This is a genomic window from Pseudomonas sp. sp1636, from assembly GCF_030376615.1.
Lineage (GTDB): Bacteria > Pseudomonadota > Gammaproteobacteria > Pseudomonadales > Pseudomonadaceae > Aquipseudomonas.
The window spans coordinates 96,840-118,022 of record NZ_JARRAB010000005.1; the positions used below are offsets into that span (position 1 = coordinate 96,840).

At 64.3% G+C, this 21,183-nt stretch carries 20 protein-coding genes; 12 read left to right on the top strand and 8 right to left on the bottom strand.

Translation table 11 applies throughout. From position 1 onward, the window contains the following. Positions 1-22 precede the first annotated feature (22 nt). A complete protein-coding gene (gene coaBC / locus P8H27_RS06845; protein WP_289635965.1) occupies positions 23-1,231 on the bottom strand; it encodes a bifunctional phosphopantothenoylcysteine decarboxylase/phosphopantothenate--cysteine ligase CoaBC in 1,209 nt (402 codons plus the stop codon). A 189-nt stretch (positions 1,232-1,420) separates the two neighbouring features. Here coaBC and radC point away from each other — a divergent pair, with 189 nt between their 5' ends. Then, positions 1,421-2,095: a DNA repair protein RadC gene (gene radC / locus P8H27_RS06850; RefSeq protein WP_289635966.1), complete on the top strand. Its 675-nt coding sequence runs from the start codon at positions 1,421-1,423 to the stop codon at positions 2,093-2,095. 9 nt (positions 2,096-2,104) lie between these two features. Here radC and P8H27_RS06855 read toward each other — a convergent pair whose 3' ends face one another. After that, positions 2,105-3,694, bottom strand: coding sequence for an ABC transporter substrate-binding protein (locus P8H27_RS06855; protein ID WP_289635967.1), 1,590 nt, complete (start codon positions 3,692-3,694; stop codon positions 2,105-2,107). 360 nt (positions 3,695-4,054) lie between these two features. Between P8H27_RS06855 and rpmB the strand changes: the two genes are divergently transcribed. Together rpmB and rpmG are read left to right on the top strand one after the other, a co-directional pair. Further along, positions 4,055-4,291 (top strand): 50S ribosomal protein L28, encoded by a 237-nt coding sequence (gene rpmB / locus P8H27_RS06860; RefSeq protein WP_010489195.1) that lies wholly within the window; start codon positions 4,055-4,057, stop codon positions 4,289-4,291. A 10-nt stretch (positions 4,292-4,301) separates the two neighbouring features. Continuing rightward, a complete protein-coding gene (gene rpmG / locus P8H27_RS06865; protein WP_090499893.1) occupies positions 4,302-4,457 on the top strand; it encodes a 50S ribosomal protein L33 in 156 nt (51 codons plus the stop codon). Positions 4,458-4,632: 175 nt separating this feature from the next. Here rpmG and P8H27_RS06870 read toward each other — a convergent pair whose 3' ends face one another. Beyond that, positions 4,633-4,998, bottom strand: coding sequence for a cupin domain-containing protein (locus P8H27_RS06870; protein ID WP_289635968.1), 366 nt, complete (start codon positions 4,996-4,998; stop codon positions 4,633-4,635). Positions 4,999-5,020: 22 nt separating this feature from the next. Further along, a complete protein-coding gene (locus P8H27_RS06875; protein WP_289635969.1) occupies positions 5,021-6,355 on the bottom strand; it encodes an aspartate aminotransferase family protein in 1,335 nt (444 codons plus the stop codon). A gap of 230 nt (positions 6,356-6,585) precedes the next feature. On the opposite strand from P8H27_RS06875, the gene P8H27_RS06880 reads away from it, so the two are divergent. Together P8H27_RS06880 and P8H27_RS06885 are read left to right on the top strand one after the other, a co-directional pair. Then, complete coding sequence (locus P8H27_RS06880) at positions 6,586-8,079, top strand: aldehyde dehydrogenase (RefSeq protein WP_289635970.1); 1,494 nt, start codon at positions 6,586-6,588, stop codon at positions 8,077-8,079. 140 nt (positions 8,080-8,219) lie between these two features. Beyond that, complete coding sequence (locus tag P8H27_RS06885) at positions 8,220-9,383, top strand: MFS transporter (RefSeq protein ID WP_289635971.1); 1,164 nt, start codon at positions 8,220-8,222, stop codon at positions 9,381-9,383. Between the two features lie 85 nt (positions 9,384-9,468). Here P8H27_RS06885 and P8H27_RS06890 read toward each other — a convergent pair whose 3' ends face one another. Then, positions 9,469-10,782, bottom strand: coding sequence for an FAD-binding oxidoreductase (locus tag P8H27_RS06890; RefSeq protein WP_289635972.1), 1,314 nt, complete (start codon positions 10,780-10,782; stop codon positions 9,469-9,471). Positions 10,783-10,957: 175 nt separating this feature from the next. On the opposite strand from P8H27_RS06890, the gene P8H27_RS06895 reads away from it, so the two are divergent. Then, positions 10,958-11,311 (top strand): YkgJ family cysteine cluster protein, encoded by a 354-nt coding sequence (locus P8H27_RS06895; RefSeq protein ID WP_289635973.1) that lies wholly within the window; start codon positions 10,958-10,960, stop codon positions 11,309-11,311. A gap of 21 nt (positions 11,312-11,332) precedes the next feature. Here P8H27_RS06895 and P8H27_RS06900 read toward each other — a convergent pair whose 3' ends face one another. Beyond that, positions 11,333-11,821 (bottom strand): Lrp/AsnC ligand binding domain-containing protein, encoded by a 489-nt coding sequence (locus P8H27_RS06900; RefSeq protein WP_079203848.1) that lies wholly within the window; start codon positions 11,819-11,821, stop codon positions 11,333-11,335. Between the two features lie 155 nt (positions 11,822-11,976). Here P8H27_RS06900 and dadA point away from each other — a divergent pair, with 155 nt between their 5' ends. From dadA to P8H27_RS06925, 5 genes are all read left to right on the top strand, one after another. After that, on the top strand, positions 11,977-13,275 hold the full coding sequence (gene dadA, locus P8H27_RS06905) for a D-amino acid dehydrogenase (RefSeq protein WP_289635974.1): 1,299 nt from the start codon (positions 11,977-11,979) through the stop codon (positions 13,273-13,275). Further along, positions 13,250-13,600, top strand: coding sequence for a RidA family protein (locus tag P8H27_RS06910; RefSeq protein ID WP_289635975.1), 351 nt, complete (start codon positions 13,250-13,252; stop codon positions 13,598-13,600). The genes dadA and P8H27_RS06910 overlap by 26 nt, the downstream gene beginning before the upstream one ends. A 133-nt stretch (positions 13,601-13,733) precedes the next feature. Then, positions 13,734-14,807, top strand: coding sequence for an alanine racemase (alr, locus tag P8H27_RS06915; protein ID WP_289635976.1), 1,074 nt, complete (start codon positions 13,734-13,736; stop codon positions 14,805-14,807). A 103-nt stretch (positions 14,808-14,910) separates the two neighbouring features. Continuing rightward, positions 14,911-15,459, top strand: coding sequence for a cupin domain-containing protein (locus P8H27_RS06920; RefSeq protein ID WP_289635977.1), 549 nt, complete (start codon positions 14,911-14,913; stop codon positions 15,457-15,459). A 211-nt stretch (positions 15,460-15,670) separates the two neighbouring features. Continuing rightward, a complete protein-coding gene (locus tag P8H27_RS06925) occupies positions 15,671-16,087 on the top strand; it encodes a cytochrome c5 family protein (RefSeq protein WP_289635978.1) in 417 nt (138 codons plus the stop codon). 59 nt (positions 16,088-16,146) lie between these two features. Here the strand turns inward: P8H27_RS06925 and P8H27_RS06930 are convergent, their stop codons facing one another. Next, the gene (locus P8H27_RS06930) at positions 16,147-16,719 is read right to left on the bottom strand and encodes a xanthine phosphoribosyltransferase (RefSeq protein WP_289635979.1); all 573 of its coding nucleotides are present in this window, start codon (positions 16,717-16,719) and stop codon (positions 16,147-16,149) included. 423 nt (positions 16,720-17,142) lie between these two features. Continuing rightward, the gene (rep, locus tag P8H27_RS06935) at positions 17,143-19,152 is read right to left on the bottom strand and encodes a DNA helicase Rep (RefSeq protein WP_289635980.1); all 2,010 of its coding nucleotides are present in this window, start codon (positions 19,150-19,152) and stop codon (positions 17,143-17,145) included. 267 nt (positions 19,153-19,419) lie between these two features. On the opposite strand from rep, the gene P8H27_RS06940 reads away from it, so the two are divergent. Then, positions 19,420-21,093, top strand: a complete 1,674-nt coding sequence (locus P8H27_RS06940) for a bifunctional diguanylate cyclase/phosphodiesterase (RefSeq protein WP_289635981.1) — start codon at positions 19,420-19,422, stop codon at positions 21,091-21,093. Positions 21,094-21,183 lie beyond the last annotated feature (90 nt).

Below are 21,183 nucleotides of genomic sequence, written 5' to 3' on the forward strand. Positions count from 1 at the left end.
CTGTGGTCGGTGAATGAGTGCGTCAGCCGCGCTGCAAACGGTCGGCGATAAAGTCCACCAGTTGGCGGGCGATCTTGCTTTTGCTGGTCTGGGCGAAACTGCTTTGGCGCAACTCGCGATCGATGATGGTGATGGCGTTATCCTCGCTGTTGAAGCCGATGCTGGGGTTGGCCACGTCGTTGGCGACGATCAGGTCGAGGTTCTTGTCCTTGAGCTTGCGCGAGGCATAGCCCAGCAGGTTCTCGGTCTCGGCGGCGAAACCGACGCTGAACGGTCGGTCGGCGCGCCCGGCCAGGGTGGCGAGGATATCCGGGTTGCGCACCATTTGCAGGAGCAGGCCGTCGCCGCTGCTGGGGTCTTTCTTCAATTTGTGCTGCGCGACCACTTCCGGGCGGTAATCGGCGACGGCGGCTGCCGCGATCAGCAGATCGCAGGGCATCGCCGCTTCGCAGGCCGCGAGCATGTCGCGGGCGCTGACCACATCGATACGGCTGACCCGATCCGGAGTCGGCAAGTGCACCGGGCCGCAGATCAGGGTTACTTTGGCGCCGGCTTCGGCGGCAGCCTCGGCGAGGGCGAAGCCCATCTTGCCGGAGCTGTGGTTGGTGATGTAACGCACCGGATCGATATTTTCCTGGGTCGGACCTGCGGTGATCAGCACGTGCTTGCCGGTCAGGGCCTGGTTCTGGAAACAGTCGGCGGCGCATTGCGCCAGCTCGTCGGCTTCGAGCATGCGGCCGAGGCCGACGTCGCCGCAGGCCTGTTCGCCGGCGGCGGGGCCGAACAGGCGCAGGCCGCGTTCGCTGAGCAGTTGGGCATTGGCTTGGGTGGCCGGGTCGCGCCACATCGCCTGGTTCATCGCCGGTGCCAGGGCTACCGGGGCATCGGTGGCCAGCACCAGGGTGGTCAGCAGATCATCGGCGACACCCTGGGCCAGGCGCGCCATCAGGTCGGCGGTGGCCGGGGCGATCAGCACCAGGTCGGCCCAACGCGCCAGTTCGATATGGCCCATGGCGGCTTCGGCGGCGGGATCGAGCAGATCCAGGTGCACCGGATGGCCGGAGAGTGCCTGCAGGGTCAGTGGCGTGATGAATTCGCGGCCGCCACGGGTCATGACCACGTGCACGTCTGCCCCCTGGTCGCGCAGGCGACGAACCAGCTCTGCGCTCTTATAGGCGGCAATCCCGCCACCCACGCCGAGAACGATGCGTTTTCGATATAGCCGCTGCATAGGCCTGCCTTCTTATAGTTGGGTGGATGTGCGCCGCGGCGGAGACGCCTCCCCAGGCCAGTCGCCGCGCAAAAAGATGGGCTAAGATAGCACAGCGGCCGCAGCGGAAAAGCGCCGCAGGAACTTGCCAGACCAAGGCCGCACGGCCGTTTCAGGGTCGCCAGGTGCAGGGCTCGACAGGGAGGTGGTATGAGTATTCGCGATTGGCCCGCGGCGGAACGCCCGCGGGAGAAACTTCTGGCCCAAGGGGCCGCTAGCCTGGGCGACGCCGAGCTGCTGGCGATCTTCCTGCGTACCGGCGTGGCCGGGCAAAGCGCGGTGGATCTGGCGCGTCATCTGCTTGCTGATTTCGGCGGGCTGCGCGCCCTGATGCAGGCGGATTTGCCGTCCTTCAGCCAGCGCCTCGGGCTGGGGCCGGCCAAGTTCGCCCAGCTGCAAGCGGTGCTGGAGATGGCCCGTCGCCACCTGGCCGAGCAACTGCGGCGCGATTCGGCGCTGGAGAGCCCGCAGGCGGTGCGCGACTACCTCAAGGCCCTGTTGCGGCATGAGCCGCATGAGGTGTTCGGCTGCCTGTTTCTCGATGCCAAGCACCGAGTGCTGGCCTTCGAGGCGCTGTTCCACGGCTCCATCGACAGCGCCAGTGTCTATCCGCGGCAAGTGGTCAAGCGGGCGTTGGCGCACAACGCCGCGGCGCTGATCCTGACCCATAACCATCCCTCCGGCGTGGCCGAGCCGAGTCAGGCGGATCGGGTGCTGACCAAGCGCCTGAAGGAGGCCCTGGAGCTGGTCGATGTACGGGTGCTCGATCATTTTATCGTCGGCGACGGCGAACCGCTGTCGATGGCCGAGTATGGCTGGCTGTAGCGGGGCCGTTCAGGGGCCCACGCGCACCTTGGAAAAATCCTGGCGGCCGAAGGGACTGACCCGATAACCCTCGACTTCCTTGCGGATCAAGGCGTAAGCGGTTGGGTGCGCCAGGGGCAGCCACAGCGCCTGTTGCTGGATGATCCGCTGCGCTTGCCGATACAGCTGGCTGCGTTGTTCCTGGTCGCTGGCGGTTTTGCCGGCGGCGATCAGCTTGTCCAGTTGCGGGTCGCAGTAACGGGCGAAATTGAGTCCCGACTCGAGAGAGGCGCAAGCGAATTGCGGGGTGAGGAAGTTGTCCGGGTCGCCGTTATCGCCGGCCCAGCCCATGAACAGCAGGTCGTGTTCGCCGGCCTTGGCGCGGCGGATCAACTCGCCCCATTCGATCACGCGGATCTCGGCCTGAATGCCGACCTTGGCCAGGTCGGCCTGCAACAACTGGGCGCCGAGGCTCGGGTTGGGGTTGAGCAGGCTGCCGCTGGGGCGTGTCCAGATGGAGGTCTTGAAGCCCTCGGCCAGGCCGGCTTCGGCCAGCAGGGCGCGGGCCCGATCCGGGTCGTGGGCATAGCCGGGCAGCTCCGTGGCGTAGCTCCAGGTGTTGGGCGGATAGGGGCCGTCGGCCATTTCGGCGCTGTTCTCGAACACCGCTTGCAAGTAGCTGGCTTTGTCGAAGGCCAGGTTGATGGCCTGGCGCACGGCGGTGTTATCCAGCGGTGCGTGCTGGCTGTTGATGCCGACGAAGGCGGTCATGAAGGCGGCGGTGTGCACGCTCTGCAGGTCGGCATCGGCGGCGCTGGCTAACACATCCTGCGGCTTGGGCGAGAGGGCGATATGGCATTCGCCACGGCGCAGCTTCTGCAGGCGCACGTTGGCGTCCGGGGTGATGGCGAAGACCAGGTTGTCCACCGCGGGCTTGCCGGCAAAGTACTCGGGGTTGGCCTCGTAGCGCACCATCGCGTCTTTCTGGAAGCGCTTGAAGACGAAGGGGCCGCTGCCGACCGGCTGGCTGTTGAGTCGCTCCGGAGTGCCGGCGGCGAACAACTGTGCGGCGTATTCGGCGGAGTAGATCGAGGCGAAGCCCATGCTCAGGGTGGCGAGGAAAGTGGCGTCGGGGCGGTTCAGGGTAAAGCGCAGGCTGTGTTCGTCGAGCTTGTCGATGCTGCTGATCAGGCTGGGCAACTGCATCGATTGGGCATGTGGGTAGCCGCCTGGCGCAACCTGATGCCAAGGGTGGGCTGGGTCGAGCATGCGCTGGAAGCTGAACAGCACGTCGTCGGCGTTCAGCGGGCGGCTGGGGCTGAAATAGTCGGTTTCGTGGAAGGCGACATCCTCGCGCAAGACAAAGCGGTAGCTCAGGCCGTCCTCGCTGACTTCCCAGCGTTGCGCGAGGCTGGGCAGCAACTGGCCGCTGCCGGCATCGAACTCCACCAAGCGGTTCATCAATACGTCGGCTGAGGCGTTGGTGGTGGTCAGCGAGTTGTATTGCACCACGTCAAAGCCGTCCGGGCTGGCTTCGGTGCACACGCTGAGCGTGGCGGCCTGTAGCAAAAGCGGACTCAGCAGGCTGGCCAATAGCAGCGTTTGGGTGGCGAGGCGCATGACAAACTCCTTGATAATGCGGTGCGCGCCCATCGGTGCGCCGACAAAGGCTTTACCCTAGACCATAAAGCAATGCCAGAACAGCAGGCTTGTCGACGAGCGGTCGGCGGCGGCTGCCGCCTACGCCAGTGGCCTGGATACAGGTATTTCGCGGCATGCGTGCCGGTTGAAAGTGCGTTTAACCTTGTTGCACTCCGGGCTTTCTGGTATAAAGCAGCGCTCTTTTGTAGGGGCCCGGTACTTGCGCTTTCAGGTGTAGCCGGTAAGACCCTCGAGAAATGCGGCGCCGAGCGCCAATGATATTCAAGATAAGCGGCCAACCCATGCCGGGTTGGGCATGTGGTTTTAGAGGGCTGAGGCATGTCGAGAGTCTGTCAAGTTACCGGTAAGGGTCCGGTAACCGGGAACAACGTTTCCCACGCACACAACAAAACCCGTCGTCGTTTCCTGCCGAACCTGCAGCATCACCGCTTCTGGGTCGAGTCTGAGAACCGTTTCGTGCGTCTGCGCGTTTCTGCCAAAGGCATGCGTTGCATCGACAAGCGTGGTATTGACGTCGTTCTGTCCGAGCTGCGTGCTCGCGGCGAAAAGGTTTAAGGAGTAAATCATGCGCGAATTGATCCGTTTGATCTCGAGTGCCGGTACTGGTCATTTCTACACTACCGACAAAAACAAACGCACCATGCCGGACAAAATCGAAATTAAAAAATTCGATCCGGTTGTGCGTAAGCACGTGATCTACAAGGAAGGCAAGATCAAGTAATTGGTCTTGGCTCCTGTCGAAAAAGCCCGCCCTATGGCGGGCTTTTTCATGCCGGCGATTTATCGTCGGTGGCTTGCGGCCGCGCCTCTGCATGCCCGGCGCGACCTGGTCGCCTGCGTAGGCGAAAAAAAGCCCGCGCGAGGCGGGCTAACGGGTGACGCATGAATAGAGCCGGTCAGTGCGGCGCCTGCTCGAAGATCACGTAGACCTTGCGGCAGGCTTCCAGCACTTCCCAGGTGCCGGTAAAGCCGGCGGGGATGACGAAGCGGTCGCCGGCGCGCAGGGTCTTGGCGTTGCCGTCCTGATCGCGCAACACCGAGACGCCCTGGAGGATTTCGCAGTATTCGTGCTCGCTGTAATTGACCGTCCACTGGCCGGCCGCGCCCTCCCAGATGCCGGCGTTGAACTGGCCGCAGGGGCTGCCATAGTGGTTGCGCACACTTTGCTCGGGGTCGCCCTTGAGGATCTTTTCCGGCGCCGGGCGGTAGTGCTCGGCGGCGGTGCTGGCTTGGGCGAAGTCGAGGATCTGTTCGATGTTCATGGGGGGCTTCCGGGGCTGGCGGTTAGTGGGCGGTGCGGATCGCGTCGGCGAGCTTCTCGACCAGGCTGTCGATCTGCGCTTTTTCCACGATCAGCGGCGGCGACAGGGCCAGGGTATCGCCGGTTACGCGCACCATCAGGTCGTTATAGAAGCATTGTTCGAAGATCTGGTAGCCGCGTTTGCCGACGCCTTGGCTGTTCGGCGCCAGTTGCACGCCGCCGACCAGGCCGATGGCGCGGATGTCGAGCACGTTGGGCAGGTCGCGCAGGCTGAGCAGGGCATCCTGCCAGTAGCCTTCCAGTTCGATCGCGCGGTCGAACAGACCGTCACGCTGGTAGATGTCCAGGGTTGCCAGGGCGGCGGCGCAGGCCACCGGGTGGCCGGAATAGGTATAGCCGTGGAACAGTTCGATGCCGTCCTGGCCCTGCATCAAGGCGTCATGGATCTGCTCGTCGACGAACACCGCACCCATCGGGATGGCGCCGTTGGTCAGGCCCTTGGCCGTGGTGATGAGATCCGGGGTGACGCCCCAGCGCTGGGCGGCGAAGGCCTTGCCGACCCGGCCGAAACCGCTGATCACTTCGTCGAAGATCAGCAGGATGCCGTGCTTGCGGGTGATTTCGCGCAGGCGTTGCAGATAGCCCAGCGGCGGCAGTATCACCCCGGCCGAGCCGGCCATCGGCTCGACTATCACCGCGGCGATGTTCTCGGCGCCGTGCAGCGCCACCAGGCGCTCCAGTTCGTCGGCCTTGTCGCTGCCGAATTCCGGCAGACCCTTGCTGAAGGCGTTGCGCGCGATGTCCAGGGTATGCGGCAGGTGGTCGACGCCCGGCAGCAGCGGGAAGGCCCGACGGTTGTTGAGCATGCCGCCGACCGAGATGCCGCCGAAGCCGACGCCGTGGTAGCCCAGCTCGCGGCCGATCAGGCGGCTGCGGGTGCCCTGGCCGATGGCGCGCTGGTAGGCCAGGGCGATCTTCAGCGCGGTGTCGACCGACTCCGAGCCGGAGTTGGTGAAGAACAGCTTGTTCAGCCGGCCCGGGGCGATCTCGGCCAGCCGGCTGGCCAGCTCGAAGGGCAGCGGGTGGCCCATCTGGAAGGTCGGGGCGAAGTCCAGCTTGGCAATTTGCTTACTCACTGCGTCGCTAATTTCCCGACGACCGTGACCGGCGTTGCAGCACCAAAGCCCGGCGGTGCCGTCCAATATTTTACGGCCGTCGTCGCTGGTGAAATACATGCCTTCGGCGCTGTCCAGCAGGCGCGGTTTGGCCTTGAATTGGCGGTTGGCGGTGAACGGCATCCAAAAATCGTCGAGGCTGTCGGTTTTTCTGTTCGGTTGAGCGCTGTTGTCGAGTGTCATGCTGGCTATCCGGGCGCGCGAGGAAGGGGCTGGAGGGCGATTTCGCGCAGTCTATGTTTAATAAAACGAACATGACAAGGGGGTTTTATCCGCCTATGTAAAAAATATTGAAAAGCTGCACCCCGCTGGTTTAGTGTTGCCGGCAGGATTTGGCCCTTGCGGGCCTTGCAGAATAATTGACAGTGCGCGGCTTCGACCCACAGCACTTTTTACTGATAGAGGATGCCCGAATGACTAGCCTGACTCGCGCCGATTGGGAACAACGCGCCGCTACCCTGAAGATCGAAGGCCGCGCCTTTATTCACGGCGAATACCGCGCGGCAGCGTCCGGCGCGACCTTCGAGTGCATCAGTCCGGTGGATGGGCGGATCCTGGCTCAGGTCGCCAGCTGTGACCTGGCGGATGCCGAACTGGCGGTGCAGGACGCCCGCAACACCTTCGATTCCGGGGTCTGGTCGCGCCTGGCGCCGGTCAAGCGCAAGGCCGTGATGATCCGTTTCGCCGAACTGATCCAGCAGCACGGTGAAGAGCTGGCGCTGCTGGAAACCCTCGACATGGGCAAGCCGATCAGCGACGCGCTGAGTATCGACGTCTCCAGCGCGGCCAACGCGATTCGCTGGAGCGGCGAGGCGATCGACAAGATTTACGACGAAGTGGCCGCCACTCCGCACAACCAGCTGGGCCTGGTCACCCGTGAGCCGATCGGCGTGGTCGCGGCCATAGTGCCGTGGAATTTCCCGCTGCTGATGAGCTGCTGGAAGCTCGGCCCGGCGCTGTCCAGCGGCAACTCGGTGATCCTCAAGCCCTCCGAGAAATCGCCGCTGACCGGCATCCGCCTGGCGCAACTGGCCATCGAGGCCGGGATTCCGGCCGGCGTGTTCAACGTGCTGCCGGGTTACGGCCACACCGTGGGCAAGGCCCTGGCGTTGCACATGGACGTCGACACCCTGGTGTTCACCGGCTCGACCAAGATCGCCAAGCAACTGATGGTCTACGCTGGCGAATCGAACATGAAGCGCGTCTGGCTGGAGGCCGGCGGCAAGAGCCCGAACATCGTCTTCGCCGACGCCCCGAACCTGCAGGCCGCCGCCGAAGCCGCGGCCGGCGCGATCGCCTTCAACCAGGGCGAAGTCTGTACCGCCGGCTCGCGTCTGCTGGTGGAAAACTCGATCAAGGCCACCTTCGTGCCGCTGGTGATCGAGGCGCTCAAGGCCTGGAAACCGGGCAACCCGCTGGATCCGGCGACCAACGTCGGCGCGCTGGTCGATACCACGCAGATGAACAACGTGTTGAACTACATTCAGGCCGGGCATGATGAGGGCGCCCAACTGGTCGCCGGCGGCAAGCGGGTGCTGCAAGAGAGCGGTGGCACCTATGTCGAGCCGACCATCTTCGACGGCGTCAACAACGCCATGCGCATCGCCCAGGAAGAAATCTTCGGCCCGGTGCTGTCGGTGATCGGCTTCGACAATGTCGAAGAAGCGCTGGCCATCGCCAACGACAGCCCCTACGGCCTGGCGGCGGCGGTGTGGACCAGCAATCTGTCCAAGGCCCACCTCACTGCCAAGGCGTTGCGCGCCGGCAGCGTGTGGGTCAATCAGTACGATGGCGGCGACATGACGGCGCCGTTCGGTGGCTTCAAGCAGTCGGGCAATGGCCGCGACAAGTCGCTGCATGCCTTCGACAAGTACACCGAACTGAAAGCCACCTGGATCAAGCTGTGATCCCGGGCGGGTAACCGCCCAACAAGGTCCGCTCTCCGCCAGGAGGGCCGGCTCTTACGAGCCAAACCTGCGGCCGGGTTCCCTTGGGAAACCCGGCCGTTTGGTTTTGTCAGCCGGCCACGACATAAAGGAGTCTGGCGATGCGTTGGGGTAGCTATTTCGCGGTCTGTTCGGCGGTCATCAGCATCGGTCTGGCCCTCGGGGTGACCATGCCCTTGGTGTCGTTGCGTCTGGAGAGTTGGGGCTACGGCTCCTTCGCCATCGGCGTGATGGCGGCGACTCCGGCGGTGGGCGTGCTGCTCGGCGCTTCCCTGGCCGGGCGCCTGGCGGGGCACTTCGGCACCGCTCGGCTGATGCAGCTGTGTCTGCTGCTGGCGGCACTGTCCGTGGGCTTGCTGGCGCTGCTGCAGAACTATGCGCTGTGGCTGCTGTTGCGCCTGCTGATCGGTGTGGCGCTGACCGTGGTGTTCATCCTCGGCGAGAGCTGGATCAACCAACTGGCCGTGGAAAAATGGCGCGGCCGTCTGGTCGCCCTGTATGGCACCGGCTATGCGTTGAGCCAGCTGTGCGGGCCGCTGCTGCTGACCGCGTTGGGCACCGGCAGCGACCTGGGTTTCTGGGCCGGTGTCGGTCTGTTGATCGGCGGTTCGCTGATCCTCCTGGGGCGCACCGGCGCGCCCAAGGTCGATGGCCATAGCGCCTCGGGCCGCGGGCTGTCGGCGTTCTGCCGCAAGCTGCCGGCGATTGCCTGGGCGGTGGTGCTGTTCGCCGCCTTCGAGGCGATGATGTTGACCCTGCTGCCGATCTACGGGCTGCGCCAGGGCTTCAGCCAGGACGTGGCGCTGTTGATGGTCAGCGTGGTGGTGGTCGGCGACGCCGCCCTGCAGTTGCCGATCGGCCTGCTCGCCGACCGCATGTCGCGGCGCAGCCTGTTCCGCGGTTGCGGAGTGATCCTGCTGGGTTCCAGCCTGGCGCTTCCGCTGCTGCTGCACTCGCCGCTGGTCTGGCCGTTGCTGGTGCTGTTCGGTGCCAGCGCTGGCGGGCTGTTCACCCTGTCGTTGATCCTCATCGGCGAACGCTATCGCGACGACGCGCTGGTGCGCGCCAATGCCCATGTCGCCCAACTGTGGGGGATCGGTTGCTTGCTCGGCCCGCTGACCACCGGGGCGGCCAGTCAGTGGGTCAGCGGGCATGCGTTGCCGTTGTTGATGGCCCTGGGCGCGGCGGTGTTCGTGGTGCTGGCCTGGCGCGGCCAGGGCGTCGACGAGCCGTTCGCCGCGGCCACGCCGGCGCGCGGCGATTAGCTCGCCACAGGCCGGCGACCCTGGCGCCGGCCGTACCGCCTGCTCGATCGCTGCGCTGGGCGTAGTTGAGCGGCTGGCGGCTGGTTCAGAGCAGTTCCTTGCAGCGATGCCAGAGCATGCCCAAGGCCAGCAATGGCGAGCGCAGGTATTTGCCGCCGGGGAAGGTCAGGTGCGGCACCTGGGCGAACAGGTCGAAGCCGCGGCTTTGCTGGCCGGCGATGGCCTCGCTGAGCAGCTTGCCGGCCAGGTGGGTGGCGTTGACGCCGTGGCCGGAGTAGGCCTGGGCGTAATAGACGTTGGCCTGGCCCTTGAGGCGGCCGATCTGCGGCAGGCGGTTGGCGCCGATGCCGATCATGCCGCCCCACTGGTAGTCGATTTTGACGTCCTTGAGGTGGGGGAAGACGGCCAGCATCTTCGGCCGCATATAGCCGGCAATGTCCGCCGGATCGCGCCCGGAATAATGGCAGGCGCCGCCGAACAGCAGGCGCCGGTCGGCGGACAGGCGGTAATAGTCGAGGGCCACGCGCTGGTCGCAGAGCGCCATATTCTGCGGGATCAGGGCGCGGGCTTCGGCTTCGGCCAGCGGCTCGGTGGCGATCACATAGCTGCCGGCCGGCAGCACCTTGCCGCCCAGGTTGCTGTTCAGGCCGTTCAGGTAGGCGTTGCAGGCGAGTACCAGGCTGGTCGCGCGCACCACGCCCTGGGCGGTGTGCACCTTGATCTCGTCGCCGTAGTCGATGCGGCTGACCGCCGAGTCTTCGAACAATTGCACGCCCAGCGACTGCGCCGCGGCAGCTTCGCCCAGGGCCAGGTTGAGCGGGTGCAGGTGGCCGGAACCCATGTCGATCAGGCCGCCCAGGTAACGCTTGGAACCGACCACTTGATGCATCTGCTCGGGTTGCAGTAGACGCAGTTCATGCCGATAGCCGAGGCTCTTGAGCTCGGCCATGTCTTCGGCGAAAGCGTCGAGATGGCTGGGTTTGTTGGCCAGGTCGCAGTAGCCCCAGGTCAGGTCGCAGTCGATGTTGAACTGCGCGATGCGCTGGCGGACGATTTCCACCGCCTCCAGGCCCATCAGCTTGAGTTCGCGCACGCCCTGCGCGCCAATCACCGCTTCGAACTGCTCGACCCCGTGGCCGACCCCGCGAATCAGCTGGCCGCCGTTGCGGCCGCTGGCCCCCCAGCCGATTTTGTGCGCTTCCAGCAGCGCCACCGAGAGGCCCTTCTGCGCCAGTTCGATGGCCGTATTGAGGCCGGAGAAGCCGGCGCCGACGATGCACACGTCGACCCGCAGAGCGCTCTGCAGCGGCGGGTAGGCCAACTGGCGATTGGCGCTGGCGGCGTAGTAGGAGGGGGCGTGTTGGGGGCTGTGTACCGGCTGGTGAACGCGGGCGTTCATGTGTGGAATCCTGATTGTTATGTTTGGAAAATTTTACGCAGCATAAGCGTCAACTTTGCCATCCGCCAAGAGGCAATCGGCAGAAAAGCGTTTTCCGTCGGTTAAATTCAGCGGCCCAGCCTGATCGAGGCGAGCGAGCGGGTAACATGGCTGCTATTGACCCAGGATCGCGCCCATGAGTTGCACCAGCCGCAAGATCGATCAGCTCCGTTTGCAGATTCCCGGTTTCGCCTGCGTGCCGGGCTGCCATGACTGCTGTGGCCCGGTGACCGCTTCGTCCGAAGAGATGGCGCGGCTGCCGGTGAAAAGCGCCGCCGCGCACGACGCCGCCCTGGCCGAATTCAATTGCGTGCACCTGGGCCCGCAAGGCTGTGAGGTGTACGCGCAGCGCCCGCTGATTTGCCGTCTGTTCGGCACCAGCCCCAGCCTGCCGTGCCCGCGCGGCCAAGGGCCGGAGCAAATGATCGAGCCGGCGCTGGAAAAGCAGGTGCACCAGCTGATCGCCAGTACCCGTCAGGTGTTGGTGTAGCGCACCAGGCTGGCGGCGGGGTCACTCCGCAATGGGCAGCGCCAGCGACTCCTTGACCTCCTCCATGACGATATAACTCTTCGACTCGCGCACATGCGGCAGCTTGAGCAGGATGTCGCCGAGCAGCTTGCGGTAGCTGGCCATCTCGTTGATCCGCGCCTTGACCAGGTAGTCGAAATCGCCGGAAACCAGGTGGCACTCCAGCACATGCGGCAGCTTGAGCACGGCGCGGCGGAACTCCTCGAAGGTGTCGCCGGACTTGTAATCCAGGCTGATCTCGACGAACACCAGCAGGCTGGCCTTGAGGTACTGCGGGTTGAGGCGGGCGTGGTAGCCCATGATGATGCCTTCGCGCTCCAGACGGCGCACTCGCTCGGTGCAGGGCGTGGTCGACAGGCCGACCCGTTCGCCCAGTTCGGTGAAGGAGATACGCCCGTCCTCCTGCAGGAAACGCAGGATATTGCGGTCGATCTTGTCCAGCTCGCGACGGCTTTGGTGTTGGGTGCGCATGGGGGATGCCCCTCCGTGTAAGCGGTTTTTGCCAAGAATTCTCGCCAAATATAGTTATATATATAGTGAAAGACACTGGCTAGTGCTCAATATACTGCGCGCATCAACGCTTAAAACAAAAAACGCCAGCGCATAGTCGTGGCGAGGAGATGACGATGCGGGTTCTGGTACTGGGTAGCGGTGTGGTGGGTGTGGCTAGTGCTTACTACTTGGCTCGCCAAGGCTTCGAGGTGGTGGTGGTCGACCGTCAAGACGGCCCGGCCCTGGAAACCAGCTTCGCCAACGCCGGCCAGGTCTCCCCCGGTTATGCCTCGCCCTGGGCCGCCCCTGGCGTGCCGCTGAAAGCCATCAAGTGGCTGCTGCAGAAGCATGCGCCGTTGGCGATCAAGGCCACCGCCGATATCGACCAATACCTGTGGATGGCGCAGATGCTGCGCAACTGCACCGCCAGCCGTTACGCGGTGAACAAGGAGCGCATGGTGCGCCTGTCCGAGTACAGCCGCGACTGCCTCGACGAACTGCGCGCCGAAACCGGCATCGGCTACGAAGGCCGCCGCCTGGGCACCACCCAGCTGTTCCGCACCCAGGCCCAGGTCGACAGTGCGGCCAAGGATATCGCCGTGCTCAAGCAGTCCGGCGTGCCTTTCGAACTGCTCGACCGTGAAGGCATCGCCCGCGTCGAGCCGGCCCTGGCCGGGGTCAAGCACAAGCTGGCCGGCGCCTTGCGCCTGCCCAACGACCAGACCGGCGACTGTGAGATGTTCACCACCAAGCTGGCCGAAATGGCCAAGCAATTGGGCGTCGAATTCCGTTTCGGTCAGACCATCGAGCGCCTGGATTTCGCCGGCGACCGGATCAATGGCGTGTGGATCGACGGCAAGCTGGAAACCGCCGACCGCTACGTGCTCGCCCTCGGCAGCTACAGCCCGCAACTGCTCAAGCCGCTGGGCATTCGCGCGCCGATCTACCCGCTCAAGGGCTATTCGCTGACCGTGCCGATCACCGATGGCGACATGGCGCCGACCTCGACCATTCTCGATGAGACCTACAAGGTCGCCATCACCCGCTTCGACAAGCGCATCCGCGTCGGCGGCATGGCCGAGATCGCCGGTTTCGACCTGAGCCTCAATCCGCGTCGCCGCGCGACCCTGGAGATGATCACCGCTGACCTCTATCCGCAAGGCGGCGACCTCAAACAGGCGGAATTCTGGACCGGCCTGCGCCCGGCCACCCCGGACGGCACGCCGATCGTCGGTGCCACCGCTTTCAGCAATTTGTTCCTCAATACCGGCCACGGCACACTGGGCTGGACCATGGCCTGCGGCTCCGGCCGTTTCCTCGCCGACCTGATGGCCAACAAGCGCCCGCAGATCAGCCGCGAGGGTCTGGATATCTTCCGTTACAGCCGTTCCCAGGAGACCGCCAAACATGTCAATCCAGCGCCTGCGCACTGAAGCCCGTTACAGCGAAATCAACATCCACCAGGGCGCGGTCTACCTGGCCGGGCAGTTGGCGGACGATTACAGCGGCGACATCGTGCAGCAGACCCGCGAGACCCTGGCCAACATCGACGCGATGCTGGCCGAGGCCGGCAGCGACAAGACGCGCCTGCTCTCGGTGACCATCTACCTGAAGGATATGGAGCGCGACTACGCGGGCCTCAATCAGGTCTGGGACGCCTGGGTGAGCAAAGGTACGGCGCCGGGGCGCATCTGTGTCGAGGCGCGGATGTACAAGCCCGAGGTGCTGGTGGAAATGATGGTGGTGGCGGCCGTCTGAGCGCCTGACCGACCCTTTATTGTTGGCTTTTGCCCGGTTGTCACTCCGGGCTTTTTTAATCTGTAGTCGCTAGAACCCAGGGCGGGCCGCGCCGCCTTGTCCCCCGCTATTTCACAATAAGAAGTGCCCAGCCATGCGTCCAGCCCGTGCCCTGATCGATCTGCAAGCCCTGCGCCACAACTACCGATTGGCCCGTGAAGTCAGCGGCGCCAAGGCGCTCGCGGTGATCAAGGCCGATGCTTACGGGCATGGCGCGGTGCGTTGCGCGCAGGCGCTGCAAGATCAAGCCGATGGCTTTGCCGTGGCCTGCATCGAAGAGGCGCTGCAATTGCGCGAAGCCGGCATCCGCGCGCCGATTCTGTTGCTGGAAGGGTTCTTCGAGGCCGCCGAACTGGCCCTGATCGAGCGGCACGACCTGTGGTGCGTGGTGCATGCCCTGTGGCAGGTCGAGGCCATCGAACGGGTGGCGCTGAGCAAGCCGCTGTGCGTCTGGCTCAAGCTGGACTCGGGCATGCATCGGGTCGGTCTGTTTGCGCAGGACTACCAGGCGGCTTACCGGCGTCTGCTGGCCAGCGGTAAGGTGGCGAAAATCGTGCTGATGAGCCACTTCGCCCGTGCCGACGAGCTGGACTGCCCACGCAGCAGCGAGCAACTTGCGCTGTTCGAGCAGGCGCGCCAGGGGCTGGCGGCGGAAATCAGCCTGCGTAATTCGCCGGCCGTGCTCGGCTGGCCAGGCATCCCCAGCGACTGGGTGCGCCCCGGCATCATGCTCTACGGCGCCACGCCGTTCGAACAGGCGCAGGCCGTAGCCGCCCAGTTGCAGCCGGTGATGACCCTGGAGTCGAAGGTCATCAGCGTACGCGAACTGCCGGCCGGCGAGCCGGTTGGTTATGGCGCGGCCTTCGTCACCGAGCGGCCGACCCGGGTTGGCGTGGTCGCCCTGGGTTATGCCGACGGCTACCCGCGGCATGCGCCGACCGGCACGCCGGTGCTGGTCGATGGCCGGTCGAGTCGGCTGATCGGCCGGGTGTCGATGGATATGCTCTGCGTCGACCTCAGCGACCTGCCCGGCGCCGGTCTCGGCAGCCGGGTCGAGTTATGGGGCAAGAATGTCCTCGCCAGCGACGTGGCGGTCGGTGCAGGCAGCATTCCCTATCAGCTTTTCTGCAACCTGCGCCGGGTGCCGCTGCTCTATTGCGACGACTGAACGGGGCGCCGGGCAGTATTTGCAGTCAGGGTGTTGTAAATACTGAACGCTGTTGCGATGATACGGGCACTTTTTCCGTATCTTCCCGAGGGGGACTCCAGCATTGGACGTCGGTGTACGACTGCAATCCATTCGCAAACTCAAAGGCCTGTCCCAGCGTGAACTCGCCAAGCGGGCAGGTGTGACCAACAGCACCATTTCGATGATCGAGAAGAACAGCGTGAGCCCCTCGATCAGCTCGCTGAAAAAGGTCTTGGCGGGAATCCCCATGTCGTTGGTGGAGTTCTTCTCCCTGGACGCGGAGCAGGACAACCATACCCAGGTGGTCTACCGGGCGGCCGAACTCACCGATATCCACAGTGGTGCGATCAGCATGAAACTGGTGGGCAAGACCCACCCGAATCGCGCCATCACCCTGCTCGATGAGACCTATCCGGCCGGCTCCGATACCGGCGATGACATGTACACCCACGAGGGCGAGGAAACCGGCCTGCTGGTGGAGGGGCGTCTCGAGCTGACCGTCGGCGAGGAGGTGTTCATCCTCGAAGCGGGCGACAGCTACTACTTCGAGAGCAGCAAGCCGCACCGTTTCCGCAATCCGTTCGACCAGCCGGCGCGGCTGATCAGCGCCACCACGCCAGCGAATTTCTGAGTTTAGCCGCGAGTTTCAAGCCATCGGCTGCACAAGCAAGGGCAAAAAACTCGATGGCGCCTGGGCGCGCGGCGCGCGGACTCGCTTGCCGTTTGCCGCCAATAATCCTGCGACAATCTAGGTTGTTTCAGCCTGGCAGGCTTCCCGTTATACTGTCGCCCGCTCGCGAAACCGTGGCCGCGGGCGTGACTAGCCACGATGAGGGTGTACCGTGAATCTGATGAAGAAAATGCTGGTAGCACCGGCTGCCGTATTGGCCCTGTGGGCAGTGACTGCTCAGGCCACGACCGATGAGGCTATCGCCGAGCGCCTGAAGCCGGTCGGTGAAGTCTGCATCATGGGCGAAGAATGCAAGGGCGTGGGCACCGTGGCCGCTGCCGCCGGCGGCGCTGCGCGGACGGCCGATGACATCATTACCAAGCACTGTGGTGCTTGCCATGTCTCTGGCGTGCTCGACGCGCCGAAGATCGGCGACAGCGCCGCCTGGCAGGCTCGCGCCACTAATGGTGTCGATGGTTTGCTGGCCAATGCCATTTCCGGCCTCAACGCCATGCCGCCGAAAGGCACCTGCAACGATTGCTCGGATGACGAGCTGCGCGCCGCCATCGAGAAGATGACCGGCCTGTAAGCGACGCCAGTCACAAGAAACCGCCCTCGGGCGGTTTTTTTGTGGCCGAAGTCAGCCATTTAGTCGAGAAAGCTGACTCGGCCGCCCTGCAGCGAGCTGATCCGCGCCAGCGACTCGACCCGGTAGCCGCGGCCGTCGAGTTCGGCGCGTCCGCTCTGGAAGGACTTCTCAATGACCACGCCAATCCCGGCGATGCTCGCCCCGGCCTGCTGGATCAGCTCGATCAGGGCCTTGGCGGCGTGGCCGTTGGCCAGGAAGTCGTCGATCAGCAGCACGTGATCGCTGGCGCTCAGGTGCTTGGCGGAGATGGCGATGGTGCTTTCGCTCTGCTTGGTGAAGGAGAACACCTTGGCGGTATAGAGGTCGTCCTTGAGCGTCAGCGACTGGTACTTGCGGGCGAAGATCACCGGCACCCCCAGCTCCAGGCCGGCCATGATCGCCGGGGCGATACCCGAAGCCTCGATGGTGACGATCTTGCTGATGCCCTGGCCGGCGAAACGCCGGGCGAACTCATGGCCGATCTGTTGCATCAGCGCCGGATCGATCTGGTGGTTGAGGAAGGCGTCGACCTTGAGCACCTGCTCGGACAGGACGATGCCTTCTGCCTGGATCTTCTGTTTCAGTGCTTGCATGCGGTTGCCCTCGCTATGTACGTAGCCCGGATGCAATCCGGGGAAGCCGTCCCGGATTGCATCCGGGCTACGGAATAAGTCTTTTTATGGCCTGCCATCCCTGGCGGCCACCCTGACGGGCCGTCGCTGCGCGACGTTAAAAATGACTCTGTCCCAATTATGTGTTGCATGCGCGATCTCTTGTAGGAGGCGCGACCCCGCGGCGAATGCAGCCCGCAGGGCTGCCTGCCCATCGTTTCGCGGTATAGCCAAAGCTCGCCCCGAGGTCGGGCCTCCTACGGATCGCAGGCAGTTCGCGCCTGGTGATACAACACCTAACGGGTACAGAGCCTTAAAAATGACTCCCGGTCATTTTTTATGGCCTGCCATCCCTGGCGGCCACCCTACGGGCCGTCGCTGCGCGACGTTAAAAATAGCTCCCGGCTATTTTTTCAGCAGGGCGCGCATGTTGGCCAGCGCCGAGTTGCCGGTGGCGGCCTTGACCTCGGGAGGCGCGTCTTCCTGGCCTTCCCAAATCAGGTCTTCGGGCGGCAGTTCGTCGAGGAAACGGCTCGGCGCGCAGTCGATGATCTCGCCGTACTGCTTGCGCTTGGCGGCGAAGGTCATGGTCAGGTTGCGCTTGGCCCGGGTGATGCCGACGTAGGCCAGGCGGCGTTCTTCCTCGACCGTATCGGCCTCGATGCTGGAGCGGTGCGGGAGGATCTCCTCCTCCACGCCGAGGATATACACCGACGGATATTCCAGGCCCTTGGAGGCGTGCAGGGTCATCATCTGCACGCCTTCGGCGCCTTCCTCTTCCTCCTGCTGGCGCTCGAGCATGTCGCGCAGCACCAGCTTGCCGATGGCGTCCTCGATGGTCATGTCGCCGTCTTCGTCGCGCTCCAGGGTGTTCTTCAGCGCCTCGACCAGGAACCAGACGTTGCCCATGCGCGCATCGGCGACCTTGTCGTTGGAGGCGTTCTGCCGCAGCCAGTTCTCGTAGTCGATGTCCATCACCATGCTGCGGATGGCCGCGATCGGCTCGTTCTGCGCGCACTCCTGGCGCACCCGATCCATCCACCGGGTGAAGCGTGCCAGGCGTTCGCTGAAGCGCGCATCCAGGTGTTCGCCCAGGCCCATCTCGCCGGCGGCGGCGTACATGCTGATCTTGCGGCCGGTGGCGTAGTTGCCGAGCTTTTCCAGGGTGGTGGAGCCGATCTCGCGGCGCGGCACGTTGATCACCCGCAGGAAGGCGTTGTCATCGTCCGGGTTGACCAGCAGGCGGAAGTAGCTCATCAGGTCCTTCACCTCCTGGCGGGCGAAGAAGCTGGTGCCACCGCTCAGGCGATAGGGAATCTGATGGTGCTGCAATTTGAGCTCCATCAGCTTGGCCTGGTAGTTGCCGCGATAGAGGATGGCGTAGTCACTGTAGGGGCGCTCGGTGCGCAGGTGTTCGGTGAGGATCTCCAGCGCCACGCGCTCGCACTCGGCGTCTTCGTTGCGGCAGCGGATCACGCGGATCTCGTCGCCCATGCCCATCTCGCTCCACAGCTGTTTCTCGAACGCATGCGGGTTGTTGGCGATCAGGATGTTGGCGCACTTGAGGATGCGGCTGGTGGAGCGGTAGTTCTGCTCCAGCATCACCACCTTCAGCGAGGGGTAGTCCTCTTTCAGCAGCATCAGGTTTTCCGGGCGCGCGCCGCGCCAGGCATAGATCGACTGGTCGTCGTCGCCGACCACGGTGAACTGGTTGCGCAGGCCGACCAAGAGCTTCACCAGCAAATACTGGCTGGCGTTGGTGTCCTGGTATTCGTCGACCAGCAGGTAGCGGATGCGGTTCTGCCATTTTTCCAGGATGTCGGCGTGCTCTTGGAACAGCTTCACCGGCATCAGGATCAGGTCGTCGAAGTCCACCGCGTTGTAAGCCTTCAAGGTGCGCTGGTAGTGCAGGTAGACGATGGCCGCGGTCTGTTCCTTGGGGTTGCGCGACTCGCTCAGGGCCTGCTCGGGCAGAATCAGCTCGTTCTTCCAGCTGCCGATGTAGTTCTTCACTTCATCGATGCCGTCGTCGCCGGCGTACTCCTTCTGCATGATGTCGCTCAGCAGCGCCTTGATATCGCCCTCGTCGAAGATCGAGAAACCCGGCTTGTAGCCCAGCGCCGCGTATTCCTTGCGGATGATGTTCATCCCCAGGTTGTGGAAGGTCGATACGGTCAGGCCGCGCGCCTCCGGGCCTTTGAGCAGGCTGCCGACCCGCTCCTTCATCTCGCGCGCGGCCTTGTTGGTGAAAGTCATGGCGACGATGTGGCGGGCCTGGATGCCGCAGTTCTGCACCAGGTGGGCGATTTTGCGCGTGATCACGCTGGTCTTGCCGGAGCCGGCGCCAGCGAGCACCAAAAGAGGGCCGCCGACGTAGTTCACGGCTTCCTGCTGCCGGGGGTTCAGTCGGGACATCGGATCAATCGCCTGGGGAGTGGGCGCGCATTTTAGCAGGACTGGGCGTTTGTGCCGCGACCGTCTGGAACTGTGGCGCAGCGCACGTAGTGGCGCTACGCCAGGCTTGGTTATTTCGTGTAATCCAGTACTCTGACGCCGCTTGTCGGGTTTTTGTCTTGAATCCAGGCTGCACCGCAGTAGCACGCGGATGTGCCTGATTAGACGCCGATTACGGCGCAACAGGGCGGAATGCCACCGACTATCTTTGAGGCCTGGGGAGGTTGATTGTCCGCGCTCGACGAACCCTTGCGGTTGGTTCTGCTGGCTGATACGCCGGAATGGCCCGAGCTATTGCGCGAGCGGCTAGGCGCCTTGGGCAGTGTCTTTCCGCTGATTACCGCGCCCTCGTGGGCGGCGGCCAGCAGTCTGTTCGATACCCGGGCCAATGGCCTGCTGCTGACCACGGAGGCGCGCCGGCCCGCGCCCGGGCGTTGCCCTCTACCCATCATCTTGCTGCTGGAGGAGGAACCCGCCGCGGCGCCTGCGGGGGTCTGCGACTGGCTGGTGCGCGACGGCCTGACGGTCGATGTGCTGCGGCGCTGCCTGCGCTATGTGGGCGAGCAGGGTCGTGTGCAAGAAACCTTGCGGCGCCTGGCCGAGCAGGATGCGCTGACCGGCATCGCCAATCGGCAGGGCTTCCAGACCCTGCTTGCCGCCCGCCTGGGCGAATGCCATGGGCGCGGCTTGGTGCTCGCGCACCTCGACCTGGACAATTTCCGCCACGCCAACGATGCCCTCGGCCACCAGGCCGGCGATCAGCTGATTCGGCAAGTGGTGGCGCGCCTCAAGGCACAGCTGCAGGGCGGCGATCAGATCGCCCGCCTGGGCAGCGACGAGTTTGCCCTGCTGCTCGATGTGCGTAGCGATCCGCAGCGTGCATCACGCCTGGCCGAGCGCATCACCGAAGCCCTGGCCGAGCCCTATTGGGTCGATGGCGAGAGTCTGTTGATCGGCTGCAGCATGGGCCTGGCCCATGCCCGTGCCGAGGCGGAAGCTGACCCGTTGATGTGGCATGCGCATATCGCCATGCGGCAGGCCAAGAGCCAGCAGGGCTGCAGTTTCCATATCTACGACGAGCGAACCAACCGCAACGCGCGCAGCCAGGCGGAGTTGGAAGGCCAGCTACGCCAAGCGCTACGGCGTGACGAACTGGAGCTGCATTATCAACCGCGGCTGTGTTTGCAGACGGGGCGCATCGTTGGTCTGGAAGCGCTGGTGCGCTGGCGTCACCGCGAGCGCGGTCTGCTGGCGCCGAATGAGTTCGTGCCGCTGGCCGAGGAAAGCGGCTTGATCGTGCCCCTTGGTTACTGGGTGATTTCCCGTGCGCTGCGCGATATGCAATGGCTGCGCGGTCGCGGTCTGCCGGCTTTGCACATGGCGGTCAACCTGTCGTTCCGCCAGTTTCAGGACAGCCAGCTATTGCCGACCCTTGGTCGTTTGATCGCCGAGCGCGGAGTCGATGCACGCTGGCTGGAGTTCGAATTGACCGAGACCGCCGTGATGCGCCGCAGCGATCAGGTGCAGCAGACCATGCTGGCGCTTGGTCGGCTCGGCGTGCGTTTCTCCCTGGACGACTTCGGCACGGGGTTCTCCTCCTTCGTCCATCTCAGCAGCTTGCCGATTGCCCTGTTGAAAATCGACAAGAGCTTCGTCGGCGATATGCACCAGCGCCCGGAGAATCGTCAGTTGGTACGAGCGATGATCAACCTGGCCCACAACCTCAACCTGGAGGTGGTCGGCGAAGGCGTGGAAAACGCGGAGCAACTGGCCTTGCTGCGCGAGTTCGGCTGCGACCAAGCGCAGGGCTACCTGATCAGCAAGGCGCTCCCATTGACCGAGCTGGCGCGCTTCCTGGTGTTCGGCGTGCGCCAGCCGTTGCTCGGGTTGCTTAAGCCCTAGCGCGGTTCGCGCTCTGGTAGCCCGGATGCAATCCGGGGGCGGTCTCATGGACGCCACCGATGCCCCGGATTTCACCCGGGCTACAAAAGA

What these genes read in the sequence shown, in the direction of transcription:
- coaBC (WP_289635965.1), bottom strand. Translation starts at nt 1,231, where the DNA reads ATGCAGCGGCTATATCGAAAACGCATCGTTCTCGGCGTGGGTGGCGGG.
- radC (WP_289635966.1), top strand. Translation starts at nt 1,421, where the DNA reads ATGAGTATTCGCGATTGGCCCGCGGCGGAACGCCCGCGGGAGAAACTT.
- P8H27_RS06855 (WP_289635967.1), bottom strand. Translation starts at nt 3,694, where the DNA reads ATGCGCCTCGCCACCCAAACGCTGCTATTGGCCAGCCTGCTGAGTCCG.
- rpmB (WP_010489195.1), top strand. Translation starts at nt 4,055, where the DNA reads ATGTCGAGAGTCTGTCAAGTTACCGGTAAGGGTCCGGTAACCGGGAAC.
- rpmG (WP_090499893.1), top strand. Translation starts at nt 4,302, where the DNA reads ATGCGCGAATTGATCCGTTTGATCTCGAGTGCCGGTACTGGTCATTTC.
- P8H27_RS06870 (WP_289635968.1), bottom strand. Translation starts at nt 4,998, where the DNA reads ATGAACATCGAACAGATCCTCGACTTCGCCCAAGCCAGCACCGCCGCC.
- P8H27_RS06875 (WP_289635969.1), bottom strand. Translation starts at nt 6,355, where the DNA reads ATGACACTCGACAACAGCGCTCAACCGAACAGAAAAACCGACAGCCTC.
- P8H27_RS06880 (WP_289635970.1), top strand. Translation starts at nt 6,586, where the DNA reads ATGACTAGCCTGACTCGCGCCGATTGGGAACAACGCGCCGCTACCCTG.
- P8H27_RS06885 (WP_289635971.1), top strand. Translation starts at nt 8,220, where the DNA reads ATGCGTTGGGGTAGCTATTTCGCGGTCTGTTCGGCGGTCATCAGCATC.
- P8H27_RS06890 (WP_289635972.1), bottom strand. Translation starts at nt 10,782, where the DNA reads ATGAACGCCCGCGTTCACCAGCCGGTACACAGCCCCCAACACGCCCCC.
- P8H27_RS06895 (WP_289635973.1), top strand. Translation starts at nt 10,958, where the DNA reads ATGAGTTGCACCAGCCGCAAGATCGATCAGCTCCGTTTGCAGATTCCC.
- P8H27_RS06900 (WP_079203848.1), bottom strand. Translation starts at nt 11,821, where the DNA reads ATGCGCACCCAACACCAAAGCCGTCGCGAGCTGGACAAGATCGACCGC.
- dadA (WP_289635974.1), top strand. Translation starts at nt 11,977, where the DNA reads ATGCGGGTTCTGGTACTGGGTAGCGGTGTGGTGGGTGTGGCTAGTGCT.
- P8H27_RS06910 (WP_289635975.1), top strand. Translation starts at nt 13,250, where the DNA reads ATGTCAATCCAGCGCCTGCGCACTGAAGCCCGTTACAGCGAAATCAAC.
- alr (WP_289635976.1), top strand. Translation starts at nt 13,734, where the DNA reads ATGCGTCCAGCCCGTGCCCTGATCGATCTGCAAGCCCTGCGCCACAAC.
- P8H27_RS06930 (WP_289635979.1), bottom strand. Translation starts at nt 16,719, where the DNA reads ATGCAAGCACTGAAACAGAAGATCCAGGCAGAAGGCATCGTCCTGTCC.
- rep (WP_289635980.1), bottom strand. Translation starts at nt 19,152, where the DNA reads ATGTCCCGACTGAACCCCCGGCAGCAGGAAGCCGTGAACTACGTCGGC.